The sequence below is a fragment of the Cylindrospermum stagnale PCC 7417 genome, assembly GCF_000317535.1.
In the GTDB taxonomy this organism is placed as follows: Bacteria; Cyanobacteriota; Cyanobacteriia; order Cyanobacteriales; family Nostocaceae; genus Cylindrospermum; species Cylindrospermum stagnale.
Genome location: NC_019757.1, coordinates 6,497,954 through 6,511,236, shown reverse-complemented (window position 1 = coordinate 6,511,236; position 13,283 = coordinate 6,497,954). Strand labels below are relative to the sequence as shown.

The 13,283-nt window shown below is 39.0% G+C and carries 10 protein-coding genes; 5 read left to right on the top strand and 5 right to left on the bottom strand.

Annotation, left to right across the window (positions count from 1 at the left end):
- Positions 1–145: 145 nt before the first annotated feature.
- From CYLST_RS27535 to CYLST_RS27520, 4 genes are all read right to left on the bottom strand, one after another.
- Positions 146–2,311 (bottom strand): DEAD/DEAH box helicase, encoded by a 2,166-nt coding sequence (locus CYLST_RS27535; protein WP_015211019.1) that lies wholly within the window; start codon positions 2,309–2,311, stop codon positions 146–148.
- A 187-nt stretch (positions 2,312–2,498) separates the two neighbouring features.
- Positions 2,499–3,827, bottom strand: coding sequence for an ATP-binding protein (locus tag CYLST_RS27530; RefSeq protein WP_015211018.1), 1,329 nt, complete (start codon positions 3,825–3,827; stop codon positions 2,499–2,501).
- 94 nt (positions 3,828–3,921) lie between these two features.
- Positions 3,922–5,208, bottom strand: coding sequence for a tellurite resistance TerB C-terminal domain-containing protein (locus CYLST_RS27525; protein ID WP_041233958.1), 1,287 nt, complete (start codon positions 5,206–5,208; stop codon positions 3,922–3,924).
- Between the two features lie 152 nt (positions 5,209–5,360).
- A complete protein-coding gene (locus tag CYLST_RS27520) occupies positions 5,361–6,716 on the bottom strand; it encodes an ATP-binding protein (RefSeq protein ID WP_041233302.1) in 1,356 nt (451 codons plus the stop codon).
- Between the two features lie 39 nt (positions 6,717–6,755).
- Between CYLST_RS27520 and CYLST_RS27515 the strand changes: the two genes are divergently transcribed.
- From CYLST_RS27515 to CYLST_RS27500, 4 genes are all read left to right on the top strand, one after another.
- Positions 6,756–7,124, top strand: a complete 369-nt coding sequence (locus CYLST_RS27515) for a TMEM14 family protein (protein ID WP_342663859.1) — start codon at positions 6,756–6,758, stop codon at positions 7,122–7,124.
- 702 nt (positions 7,125–7,826) lie between these two features.
- Positions 7,827–9,065, top strand: coding sequence for a phosphotransferase family protein (locus tag CYLST_RS27510; RefSeq protein WP_015211015.1), 1,239 nt, complete (start codon positions 7,827–7,829; stop codon positions 9,063–9,065).
- 140 nt (positions 9,066–9,205) lie between these two features.
- A complete protein-coding gene (locus CYLST_RS27505; protein ID WP_015211014.1) occupies positions 9,206–10,297 on the top strand; it encodes a T3SS effector HopA1 family protein in 1,092 nt (363 codons plus the stop codon).
- Between the two features lie 280 nt (positions 10,298–10,577).
- On the top strand, positions 10,578–11,198 hold the full coding sequence (locus CYLST_RS27500; RefSeq protein ID WP_015211013.1) for a Uma2 family endonuclease: 621 nt from the start codon (positions 10,578–10,580) through the stop codon (positions 11,196–11,198).
- 109 nt (positions 11,199–11,307) lie between these two features.
- On the opposite strand, the gene CYLST_RS27495 is transcribed toward CYLST_RS27500, so the two are convergent.
- On the bottom strand, positions 11,308–11,946 hold the full coding sequence (locus tag CYLST_RS27495; RefSeq protein ID WP_015211012.1) for a Uma2 family endonuclease: 639 nt from the start codon (positions 11,944–11,946) through the stop codon (positions 11,308–11,310).
- 662 nt (positions 11,947–12,608) lie between these two features.
- Between CYLST_RS27495 and CYLST_RS27485 the strand changes: the two genes are divergently transcribed.
- Positions 12,609–13,274, top strand: a complete 666-nt coding sequence (locus CYLST_RS27485; protein WP_157162646.1) for a hypothetical protein — start codon at positions 12,609–12,611, stop codon at positions 13,272–13,274.
- The last annotated feature ends 9 nt before the right edge of the window (positions 13,275–13,283 follow it).

Genomic DNA, 13,283 nt, shown 5'->3' with positions numbered 1-13,283 from the left:
CAAAGCCTCTCCCCACGCCCCAAGTTCCCCCTTCCTGGGGGGAGTCCATATGTTCCCTCAAGAGAGCAGGGGAGGGTTAGGCAGAGGTGGCGAAAGGAATGGAAGCGAGGTTTTATATTTAATTGCGCCAGGCTACTTAATCACTCTACCAAAAAGCAACTTGTTGTTTCATTTCTGCCAAATCTAAATAATCGCTAGCATAGGCTTTCCGTAAAAGTGCGTGGGGAATAAATTTATCATATTTTTGCATTTCTGGAGCTTCTGCATCACTAACTAAATCTTCAGGAGTAATTCTTTGCTCACATAAAGCAATAATTTCTGGGTAAAGATATTGAAACTTATCTTTACCTAATTTTATGGTCAAATAATATGGATTTGCACCACCAATGCTGATGATTTCTAAAGATTCCCGACAGCAGCAATTGAGCAATCTTTCTAAAGTGCGGTAAGCAACAGTACCCATCCAGGGAAAGATGCAACATTTACCCTTAGATAATAGCAGGATATTTTGTTTATCTAATCCAGCCTTTCGCACCAGTTGACGAACCGTCTGCAAACGTTGTAGAGCATTTTTTTGCAAATAGCTATACTCTGTATCTTCAAGTAAAACCTGCCGCATCCGTTGCAAAATCCTTGTGTGGATAGTGCCGCTACCACCACGCCAATAAATACTAGCCTTCCCCTCAACTTGCTTCACAGAAACAGACTTTTTTTTGAAGTCAACTTCTAAAACTTCCCAACTTCTGCCAGCCAAAGCAAATTGGTTACCAACAACAGGCGGCGTAATAATACTACCAATTTCCACTGTACCTTGCTTCACAACATATTCCTGGCTATCAGCAAACACAGCATAAAACTGAAACTTGCTCACCACCTTTTCCCCTGACAACCCGATAATCAATTTACCTTCTTCAGTTTTTTCAATATGATTAATATCAATTAAATAGCGTAGCAATAGCAGGAAATCTGCTTGAGAAATAGCAGCAAATGGTGGTAGATTTAGAACTTGTTTAGCGAGAGCAGTCGGCGAAAGTTCCCCCGTTGCAGCTAAAATGCTCATTGTTTGGTGATAAAGCAAACTCAAAGGATATTTGATCGGCCTTATCGGTTCCAGCCAACGCTCCTCTAAATAAAGTTGGATAATAGCAATACACTGCAAAAGTTGCCAGGGAATTTGTTCCGGTAAAGACGCTTCTGATAATGGTTTATCTTCAGCACATACAAAGCGCATATCCGCAGCTTCACCTCTTCTCCCACTACGTCCCAAACGTTGTAGAAAACTGGCTACAGACAGAGGTGATTCTAACTGAATAACTCGCTCTAAATGACCGATATCTATACCTAATTCTAGAGTCAGAGTAGCAGCAGTAACAGCCAGATTGTTAGGTTCACGCATCGCATCTTCCGCAGCTTGCCGCAAACTAGCAGATATACTGCCATGATGCACGTGATATATATCTGGGAGTGCTTGTTTGTCCGCGATTTGGCGCAAAGAAGCAATTATAGACTCAGTTTGCGTGCGATTATTTGCAAAAATGAGGCATTTACGAGATTTAGTGAGATTAAAAATATATTGTTCGTAAACTGTTATCTCTGATTCATCAACTTCATTATAAAAATGTTCTACAGCCAGTTTAATTTGACGTTTTATCCCATCAATTTTTGGAGTAATCACTGGCTCAACTGTTCCAGAACGCAACCAATCTTCAGCCATTGAGTAATCACCGAGAGTCGCAGATAAACCAATACGACGAGGTTGTTTTTGCGTCAAATTTGCTAACCGCTGTAATTGGCAAATTATTTGGCATCCGCGTTCCGAACCCATAAAGGCATGAATTTCATCAATGATGATAAACTGTAAATCACCAAATAAGCGAATTAGGTCATTATTTTTGTTAATTAACAAACTTTCCAGAGATTCTGGCGTAATTTGTAGAATACCCTGGGGATTTTTCAAAAGCTTGTTTTTTCGATTTTGAGCCACATCGCCGTGCCAGTGATAAACGGGGATATCTGCTGCTTTTAACAAGTTATTCAGGCGCTCAAATTGGTCATTAATTAAAGCTTTAATTGGACTAATATATAATACGCCTATGGTGGTGGCAGGTTTTTTGTGTAATAAAGTTAAAACTGGCAAAAACGCCGCTTCCGTTTTCCCCGCAGCGGTGGCAGCGGTAACTAATAAATGAGCATTAGTGTCAAATATAACTTCACAAGCGGCGATTTGTACAGGTCGTAATTCAGTCCACTCATGATGATAAATATATTCTTGAATGAAAGGTGCGAGTCTTGAAAAAGTACTATTGCTCATACAAATTTTTGATTTTAGCTTACAGTTTTGCCCAGAGTATCGAAGAAGTATCCCAGAAAAAACACTGAGACTCATGCTTATGGTTACCTTAAGCAAGGTTGGTATAAGAGCAAATAGCAAAGTTATAAAATAAATTGAACTAGACTGGTTATAGTAAAGAATAAATATTAGACTAAAAAATTGTTAATCACAGACAAAAATCTGCTGTGTCATCTTCACCTGAATTAGCATCTTGACCCGCAGCAGTAGCTTTAAAATTAGACCCGTGAATTAATTCTGTAAACTTAACTTCTGGGTTTTGATAGAGAACATTTAACACACTAATAAAATCTCGGATAATTTCTCCTGGCGTCAGTAAAGCTTCTGCACCTAAGCGATTAATAATTTCTTGCACAAATTCTTTTAACTCACGATTTGTTAAAGTCTTTTCATACCCAAAATTGAGCGCATGAATTTCTGTTAAGCGCTGCAAAAGTGTGAGGATTTCCGTTTCGGTTAATGGGTTGAGACGAATTACTGGCCCTAAATATTCTTGGACACCAGCCTGGGCAACAAAACGGCTTTCTTTTGTCCGTCTGCGCCAAGCTTGGTCGGCAAAAAGTCCCCGATTTGGGTCTTCTAAAAACTTGGTTGTGCCACCAATTAAAATGCCAAGATTTTCTGCTTTACATTGCATGGTGTCGTTGAACATTGTTAGAAGTCTGTTATAGTTTTTCTCACGAGTTACTGTAGTGGATATTTGATATAAATTTACTGCTTCATCAACTAAAACTAAAAGTCCTTTATAGCCAATTTCCGCCACAAACTTAGCCCATAATTTGATGTAATCATACCAACTATCATCATCAATAATCACACGTACACCCAAAGCTGATTTTGCTTCAGTTTTAGTATTAAATTCTCCCCGTAACCAACGCAGAGCCGCATTTTTTAATTCATCATCATCCAAGCGGTAGCCACGCCAATAAGCGATAACAATGCTGCCAAAATCAAATCCATGAACTAAGTCTTCAATATACTGAACTACTTCCCTAATTTTTGTTTCCACTTGGTTATCAAAACCTTCATCATTGGGGCGCATTCCACTATCTTTAGCCACTTCTTGCTGGATTTTATTAATCCATCCTTCCAAAATTGAAACTAAAGCACCGCCATCAGGACGAGTTTTTGTGGCGAGGCGACTCATCAATTCTCTATAGGTCGCTAAACCTTCATTGTTGGTTCCTGCTAAACGGCGCTCAGAGGATAAATCAGTATCGGTGACTACAAAACCTTGCTCTATAGCACGGTTACGAATCATTTGCAGCATGAAGCTTTTGCCGGAACCGTAGTTGCCAATTATAAAACGAAATGCCGCAACACCTTCGGCGATATCGTTGAGATTTTGTAATAAGCTTTGGAGTTCTTTTTCACGACCTACGGCTATATGTTCAACTCCGACTCTGGGGACTACTCCCGCACCAAGGGAATTAATTAAAGCAGTAGAGACTTTTTTCGAGATTTTAAGTTTTGCCATGTAGTTCACTTCACTTAATTTTTAACGCCGAACCAGGCAGCCAGTAAGTAAGGAATCTACCCTGACTAATTATCCGACAGCGGCTCAGTATAATTTAATTTGGTGTGGCATATCTATCCATCAGGTCATCATACATTGCAATCATTTTTTTGACGTTGTTTATATGCTCTTGATAAACTTCTGGAATTTCCGCCCCTGTCTCAATTATTAATTCGCCAATAGTATTATTTGCTCGTTCATTAATACCATCAATTAATAGATTCGGCATTGTGATATTTGCTTCGGCAATCTGTTTAATGGTAGCTTTAGGATTTTCTTGCTCGACTATAGCTTTTAATATCTGTAATTCATAGCCTGGTAGGTTTTCTAAAAAATTAGTCCATTCTTCAGGTAAATTTTTAGATGTATCGACTTGAGTATTTATTGGTTCTAAGGTTTCAAGTAATTCAGCGAAAGGAAACAACTCAATATTATCTTCCTGTGCAGCGTCAAGTAACTCTTCTGGATTGAGTGTTTCCATTTGTTGGAGTAACTCCCAAACCTGGCTTTGTAAGAGGTCGCGTTCATCTTGTAATAATCCAACTTGCCCTTGTATTTGCTTGAGTTCAGCTTGTTGTCCCGCTATTTGAGTATGTATTAAATTTAGGGTGGTTTCTATACTTTCTTTTTCAGCTTTTGTAGCTGTGAGTAATTGGTTTTGCTTAATTGTCTCGGTTTCTAGATCTTGAATTTCAATTCGCAGTTCATAAAGTTTTTCCTCTAGTTGGGGTTTGAGTCTGCCTAGCAGAGTTAAATTGCTTTCGACTTCTTGTTTCTCCTGCTGGAGTTCATCAATTTGCATTTGCAACTGAGTAATTTCCGAGCGAGATGTATGACAATTTAATTCTAATCGGCGTTTTTCAGATGTGAGGATAGAAACAGAATTACTCAGTTCTGCTTTATTTTTTCCCAGGCTATTGACTTCAGTTTTTAGGCTGTTAATTTCTGAGTCAAACTGCTTTTTTTGTCCAGAAAAATTGCTTAACTCGCGATGGAGGCTATCTCTTTGGTTACGACATTCTGCTATTTGATTTTGCAGTTGCTTTGACTCAGCATATAATAAATTATTATGCTGTTCTATTTGGTTAATTTCTCTAAAAATCCGAGATTTCAATCCCTCAAGCTCTTTAATTCGCTTGCTGAGTGAGCCTAAAACTAGCATTTCATAATTTCTGCGTCGCTTATCAACAAATAATGCAGCTGCGTAGGTAGCTAATACGGTAATTATACCTGTGAGAAAGGCTTTAGTAAAATCCCAGTTGGGGACGAGACTCAAACCAAAACTCACACTAAAGGCAGCTATGCCGAGAATCAATCGATTACTTACTATTGCTGATTGCATATTACTGGTTTTTAGCGTAGTAAAGTTGTCAGAATAAGTAGTCTTTAAGGCCATTAATCCTCACATTTTTGCTTTTGAAAGTACGATTCTAAGTTAGTGTGTATAACATAGTCTATTTTTAATAAAAAATTGAATTCACCAGCAAATTTATTTCATGATGAGGTTTCAGATATATTGTTATTGGCACCAAACAGGACTAAGTCGGCTTTCAAGTAATCAATAAACTGCCGTGCTGTTCTACCAGAACGACCATTATGGCGAGTTGCCCACTGTAAAGCTTGATATTCTAAATCTTCTTGGGTAAGATTAATGTCTGCTTGTGCTGCTAGATGCTGGACAATTTTTAAATAAGTTTTCTGATCTGCTGGTTCAAATGTTAAGGTCAGACCAAATCGATCGCTAAAAGAAAGCTTTTGTTGCATTGTATCCCAAGCATGGATTTCATCGTTATTCTGGGGAGCAGGGCGATCGGCAAAAAACTCCCGAATCAAATGTCGGCGATTAGAAGTGGCATAGATGACTACATTTTGCGGTCGTGCGGTTAAATTACCTTCTAAAACTACTTTGAGTGATTTAAAAGCATCATCATCTGCTTCAAAGGAAAGGTCATCGACAAAAATGATAAATTTCTGGGGTACTCCCCGCAACTGCTCGACAATTTTTGGTAAGTCTTGCAATTCTGATTTTGCCACTTCTATCAAGCGTAGGTTTTGATCGCTATACTCATTTAACAAAGCTTTGACTAAAGAAGACTTACCAGAACCGCGACTACCGTAAAGTAATACATGTAGTGCTGCTTCCCCTGATAATAAAAATGCTGTATTCTTTAACAAAGCATCTTGTTGAGATTCATAACCTACGAGTACATTTAGCTTGACTGGATCGGGATACTTAATACCAATAAAATGTCCAGATTGCCAGCGTAAAGCGCAATATTCTGCAAATATACCTGTGCCAAACTGGCGGTAATAAGCTGCTAAATCTTCTACAGCATCAGCCCAGTTTTCCAACTGTTGTAGAGATGCAACTAATCCCTTCTCTACTCCTACCGCTTCTGGTTCCTGATACCAGACTACGGGTGAAATGGGTAGATAGGCTACGTCTTGTACCCACTCGCTCAAAGAAGCACTGCTACATTCATAGAGACTCTGCAATACTTGTAAATCATGCTGTGCTGCTGCTACTAAAGCTGGGGGCAAATTGGTAAATTCTCGCTGTTGAGCAAGCCGGCTAAAGGGATTGTCAGAAATCAGTATTTGAGTAATTAAATATTCCTCCCAGTTTTGATTTCTCGCAGCCAAAGCTTGAAAATAACTGCCGTAGGCTTGGAGGCAACCCCTTGCATCGGCGTTAGTGTAACGTATAGCTTGTAATAGGTCAAGGAATGTACTTCCTACTTCGCTTTCGAGGACAGATTGGTACAGTAAGAGTGACGCTGCTTGGCGCTGGAGGAATTGAACCTTTGTGTAAGACGAAGTACTTCCTGTATGCATCGCTTGATTATCCATCAATCAACTGGGTGATGAGAGCTACTCAGCTATGGTAAATTGTCTGCCGACACTGGCAGTAAAAACAAAATCTACATAGGTTTTAACAATGAATTTAGGTATAATTGCCACCCTTGGCTACGGCATATTGTTCTGATTAGCGGCATCATTGGCTACATAAAGGCTACTAGCAAAGTTTCGTTACTGAGTGGTAGTATTAGCGGTTTATTACTAATTTTTGCTGCTTACTTGCAATTCCAAGGACAAACCTGGGCTTTGATCTTAGCAGGTTTTGTTACTGCTGTTTTAGTAGTTTTCTTTACGCTTAGGCTGGCTAAAACACGCAAATTTATGCCTGGGGGATTGATGATTGTTTTGGTTATGCTGGCACTGGCAGCGATGGTAAATCAAATTGTAGTCTCAAGGTAGTCTCCTCCTATTTTTTTGAAAAAGCATAACTCTCTCTGCTTTAGGTAATTAAAATAGTACATTTATATTACCTTGGGGAAGAAGGTTTAAAGGTGGTGATGACAACAGTGTGTTGATACTGAGGGTTTTAGGCATCAATAATCAGAATCCGACGACTAGCCGAAAAATTCGGCACTACCCGCCTAAAATATCCGGTTTTATTGGCTTTGTGATGATAAATAAAGATATAAATGTTGAATGTCATGCTTAGTTGAGCAAAGTATCTCTTTGGTTCGGATCTGGTATCAGGATGACATAATTTTTCTGGGTACTATATTTTCTCCAATTATATCAGGAGAAGCAAACGTCCTAAATTAATCAATGACCGCGGAGAGAGTAAACAACGTTGCTAGTAATGTTGATTCTCGATAAAACTGAAGATGGAAATGCATCAACAAGATGAATTACAGGACGGGACTTATACCAGAGTTACTATTCTCAAGGGTGTAAAGACTTTATTTTGTCTTCAACAAATATTAAAAGAATATTCAAAGCTATCTTGCCATTTTGGCAGGTTTTTCTAGTGGAAATGAGATATTAGTAGATAGTACCAATCATTATTGATATTCGCACTTTTGTTGGTATCTACCGAAAACTGCTAAGGCTAAGTTAATCCTGAGATAGGTGATTCTCTCAGCAATTTAAGGAACTAGGAAATAATACATGTTATTATCACTGTCTTCTCACAATGTTATCCAGTATCTGCAAGATGTGGGTCTGTGTAGCTCAGAAGATGGCGCATCATACGAATCTGAGTTGCCAGAAAGCGGTAATAAAAATATCAATTTACTGGTGACTTTGGCAGGCAATCGTAAACTGCTGGTTAAACAAGAACGTAATGTTAACAATGATGGAACTCCTCATGAGTTTTTGAATGAGTGGCTGTTTCACCAATTGTTGCAGCAGTTTCCAGTTCTCGGCAATATTTCTGCGATCGCATCATTAGTGCTACATTTTGATGAGGAAAATTCCATCCTTGTCAGCAGTTACCTGACTGAATATCTAGAACTGGGGCGGTTTCATCAAAACAACGATACTTTCCCAGATTCGATTGCTGCTGCCATTGGCACTACATTGGCGGGATTGCATCGTGCCACTTTCCAAGTCCGAGAGTATCGTGATTTCATGGCAACTGCTCCCCAAGGACAGTTTCGCTATAGCTTTTACAACCCGGCCCAGGGGATAGGCTCAATTAGTCCAGAAATTTATGGCATGGTTCCCACCGATGCACTGGAATTCTATGCTTTCTATCAACGCTGTGAGGATTTGGAATCAGCAATTGCAGACTTGTCCTATGAATGGAAACCTTGCTGCTTAACTCACAACGACTTGAAGTTGAATAATATTTTGGTTCATTCCCGGTGGGAGCAGCTAGATAATTGCTTGGTGCGACTGATTAATTGGGAAGCTTGTGGTTGGGGAGATCCAGCTTTTGATTTGGGAACTCTACTGGCAAGCTATTTAAGAATTTGGCTTTCGAGTTTGATTGTAGACCCCACCATCGAGTTAGAAGAATCTCTGTGTCTGGCGGTGACTCCGCTAGAGGTTATTCAACCTTCAATAGTGGCTTTGATTCAGGCTTATCTTGATGCTTTCCCCATGATTTTAGAGTATCGCCAAGATTTTATTTTGCGCGTTGTCCAGTTTGCAGGGTTGGCACTAATTCATCAAATTCAAGACAGAATTAAGAGCCGTAAATATTTTGATAATTGCGAGATTTGTATGCTCAAAGTTGCCAAAAGTCTACTGACTATGCCTGAGCAAGCCTTATTGACTATTTTTGGAATATCCGAGTCAGAAATTATCCAAACTGTAGTCAAATTGCACCAACTGTCTCAGCCTGAAAAAGAGCAAAAATTGCTTCGCATTTATTACGATAAAACTCGCCTGCGCGGTTGTTAATATGCAGAAATTTAAACTTTTGATAAATAATTGTGAGTTTAAATTAGAAATATTGATTTTAGCAAACAGTCTATAAAACAGCCATGATCTTTATCGGCCAGTGCTTTTCTAATTCTGAATATTGATTTGTGAATTGATTAATGCTAGATTATCCTACCAATCAACTACTGAATTCTTTGTCCGATATTGCCAGTAATATCCAGATTGAATCAAACTTTTGTATCTATCATCCCAATTATCAACCTTTTGCCCTGCCAACTAAAGTGGCAGACAGATTTCAGCAAAATTCGGCAGCTTTACAACAAAAATATCTGACGCTATTACTGCGAAATTTTCTTTATGGAATCTATTACAATGGTTCCTTACAAACGACTTTGGCTGTAAATGGTGACCAGTCTAATTATTCGCCACACCAAAGCTTAGATAATAACTCCAGCTTGGGGATTGATGGTGGTTTTTACGAACAACTTCACAATGGCAATCACGGCGTAGGTTATTATGATCCTAATTGGCAGGTATTGCGGCTAGAACCTGATGGTAGTATGGCTGTAACTAAAGGCGATTTGACATTGTATGTTGAGCCAGAGTGCTATCTCAAATCTAGAAAAAAATCGGCCAAGGTGGGTGAGTTGATTGCAATTTGGATGCCTAAAAATCGACTGCACAATGGCTGTTACGTGGCTGTTAGCAATATTGGACAGGAACGTTTGGGAAATCCAGATGGTGATTTGGGAGTAGGGCGAATTTACTTTAATGTCACTTCATCTGGTGCGATCGCACTCATGGATAGCTTAACACTGCTCCTAAACGCTGCTGCTATTCCTTTCAGCTTTCAGGTTCTCTACAATCCCGCTGCTTATGGACGCTACGACGCAGGGATTCTCCACTTTGAACGTCACGACTATCCAGCTATCCGCAAAATCCTTCAGGTTGTTTATCTAGAGCATCAATCTCATTTTCAGCCAGAAATCCCCTTATTTACCAAGTTTTTAGCCCCAGGACTGAGTTTAGCTGAGGAACCAAGCCAAAAATTTGCCACTGAGGAAACTTTTGGCATGAACCGTTGCCAAATTGTTGCTAATGCTTTGTTGGAAGCTTGGCAAAAAGGTAAGAATGCTCTTGAAGAACGGATGCGGACTATTGATCAACATTTTGCACAGCACTTAATTGATGTGCAGCGTCCCTACCTCAATCCCAGTTCTGAGGATATCTATAACCCCTTAATTGAGTAGCAATCGAAAATTCTGGACAGTTAGCGTTAACAACATTCTGAGTGGCTGATTGTTCAGTCATTGGCAGAAGAGATGATACAGCAGATTTCATCTGAGTGAGATACAGAAGGGCAGGCAAGACTTCGGCGTGAGCGCTCAGTCGAACGCTGCCTACCCTACAAGAGTTTTATTATTTATATCTGTACCTCATTTACCTGCAATTTGCTGTATACTGCCAGAACTCAAACAGCACCTAATGGAAAGGACTTACAATAATAGCAGCCACCGAGAGAGGTGAATTATGGTTCAAGCCTTAACAAAACCAGTAACCTTTGAAGAATTTATAGATTGGTATCCTGAGACAGGGGTACGCTACGAACTTCACAATGGGGTAATAGTTGAAATGACGCCGCCAGTAGGAGATCATGAGGAGATTGTTGGATTTTTAGTTGAAGAACTAGTCACAGAATATAAACGGCTAAAGCTTCCTTATTTGATTCCTAAGACTGCATTTGTTAAACCCCCTGAAGCAGACTCCGCCTATTCACCGGATATTCTGCTATTAAATCGCTCCAACTTGGTTAACGAACCGTTTTGGAAGAAAGGATCTACAGTTAGCCAAGCGGCTTCAGTTCCTTTGGTAGTTGAGGTTGTCAGCACCAACTGGAGAACTGATTACTTAACCAAGGTGAATGACTATGAGGAAATAGGTATTCCTGAATATTGGATTGTTGATTATTTGGCATTGGGTGGTAGGCGCTTCATCGGTAATCCCAAACAGCCAACTATATCAATTTATTCTTTTATTGAGGGTGAATACCAAGTTAGTCAGTTTAAGGGTAATGACCAGATAATATCACCAACTTTGCCAGGGTTGAGTTTGACTGCTGAAGAGATTTTTCAGGCTGGTATGACGATTTAGTTGTAGATTTAACCCGCCCTGAACTCAAGTTCAAGGCTAATAACTAAAGTCCGTTAAAACGGACTAGGAATTTTTTTAGTCGTCTTTAGGCGAATGAGTGCTATTAGACTCAAAATTCATTCTGAGGCTTGAGTTCACCCGCTTGAAAAATTTGTCTGGCCGTTAAACTCAATTCTGGGAAAGTTGGTGATATTATTCTGTCATCACCTCTAAATTGGCTAACCTGATACTCCCCATTAAGTAATGAATAAACAGAGAAAGTTGGTTGTTTGGGATTGCCGATAAATTTTCTACCACCCAATGCCAAATAATCCGCAATCCAATATTCTTGTATACCCAGCAACTCGTAATCTTCCAATTTTCTGGCGTAGTCATCTTCCCAATTGGTGGAAACAATCTCTACAACTAATGGAATAGATGTTCCTAATGTAATGATAGATTCCCTCTCCCATCGAGGTTCTACCCTATCAACTTTTTGCCCATCTAAAATAATTACATCTGGCTCATATCCTGACTCTTGTGCTGGCTTGATGACGCATTCTTTTGGAATAAAGTAAGGCAGTTGCAAGCGTTCAATTTCTATAAATAGCTTGCCAGAGATAAACCCAGCTATTTTTGAATGTTTGCCAGTTGGCTTAGGCTTTTCTACAATTTCCCCATCATGTAATTCATAGCGTTGTCCCGTATTCTCTGGATACCAAGTAATAAATTCATCAAAGGTTATCGGTTTGGTTAAGGCTTGAGTCATAACTTATCCCATTGGCTGTAGTAAATATAACTCTTTTTCCGGTGGTGACTCAGGTGTTTGACTCGGATGATGCGATCGCAGAATTGAGAAAAGGAGATTTTGAGGAGGAGTAGAAAGGGCTTGATATATATCAGTGATTTACGGTACTGTTCAACAACAGTAGGTATTATACCGCACTTACAGTATAATTTAATGTTAGACCGCTTTGGTTTATATGTTAATACAATGTTTCAAAGTTATGGGTGGCTGTATTTGACTTCTTCCTGGCTTTCTATAATTTATGGACAATCCGAACGATTTATTGCTTCATTTACAAAACGACTACACTACTGAATTATGAGCAAAAACATTAGGTTTGCATTTTTTTTTACAGCAAGCATTTTCACATTTTGTTTTATTTCCCAAGTTTTATCCCTGTCCTCTTACGCGCAGGTTGTTAGTCAAGCAACCAGTAAAACAAGTCAATCTTTACCTAGTTCCAACGAACTGGGTAACGGAATTATTATTGCGGTTGTTTCTGCCATCTTAGGATTTTTAGCAAATATAGTTGTGGAAAATATTAAGAAGAGAAATGAACCCAAAAACAGCTTTCCTATACTGAAGTTATAAAAGGTGGAATTATCGGCACTATTGAGAAAGATGTTGAGAAGAAAGGTAGCATTTTGTACGACGGTAAACCAGCCAAAAATATGTTTTATGCTCTTTTTGACGTAGAGAATACAGGCAATCAGCAAGTTAAGAACCAAGAGATAAGATTTGAGTTTACAGATGATAGTGAAATCCTTGATGTATTTTTCGAGCCTCAGAGGATTGCACCAGAGATAGGGTTTGAGGAGATGAACATTCCAAACCTGGGTAAAAATGAGAAGAAATATAAAATAGGCACCATAAGACCCCAAGAAAGAGTAGGGTTTAGATTCATAGTTCAGAGTTCGGAAAACAAAGTTACCACTCTAAAATACTATACAAAAAATGATGATGATGTAAGCTTTATTGCACGAGAAGCTAAGAAAGCAGAAGATGATATTGATCAAGTCAAGTATTTTCTGAGTATATGTCTCACAGTTCTTATTGTGTTACCACTATTAGGAAACATTTTAGGAAACATTCTTCCATTTAGTGAGCTATTTATTTCCATAGCTGGCTTAGTGATTTCTGTTTTGATTATTCTTCCGCGCCTTGGAAGCTTTATAGAGTCTGTTGTTAATTTAGTGTCAGGTTCATTACAACCAGATATTGATGCCCAGAAAGTTGCATTTATAGCACTAAGTGGCTCTCAGGTGAATGTTGACACGATTACGATGATAAATGAAAATAAGAGCAATTAACAGTGCAGT

Bases quoted from the DNA above. Each gene is read 5' to 3' on its own strand.
- CYLST_RS27535 (WP_015211019.1), bottom strand. From the start codon at position 2,311: ATGAGCAATAGTACTTTTTCAAGACTCGCACCTTTCATTCAAGAATAT.
- CYLST_RS27530 (WP_015211018.1), bottom strand. From the start codon at position 3,827: ATGGCAAAACTTAAAATCTCGAAAAAAGTCTCTACTGCTTTAATTAAT.
- CYLST_RS27525 (WP_041233958.1), bottom strand. From the start codon at position 5,208: ATGCAATCAGCAATAGTAAGTAATCGATTGATTCTCGGCATAGCTGCC.
- CYLST_RS27520 (WP_041233302.1), bottom strand. From the start codon at position 6,716: ATGGATAATCAAGCGATGCATACAGGAAGTACTTCGTCTTACACAAAG.
- CYLST_RS27510 (WP_015211015.1), top strand. From the start codon at position 7,827: ATGTTATTATCACTGTCTTCTCACAATGTTATCCAGTATCTGCAAGAT.
- CYLST_RS27505 (WP_015211014.1), top strand. From the start codon at position 9,206: ATGCTAGATTATCCTACCAATCAACTACTGAATTCTTTGTCCGATATT.
- CYLST_RS27500 (WP_015211013.1), top strand. From the start codon at position 10,578: ATGGTTCAAGCCTTAACAAAACCAGTAACCTTTGAAGAATTTATAGAT.
- CYLST_RS27495 (WP_015211012.1), bottom strand. From the start codon at position 11,946: ATGACTCAAGCCTTAACCAAACCGATAACCTTTGATGAATTTATTACT.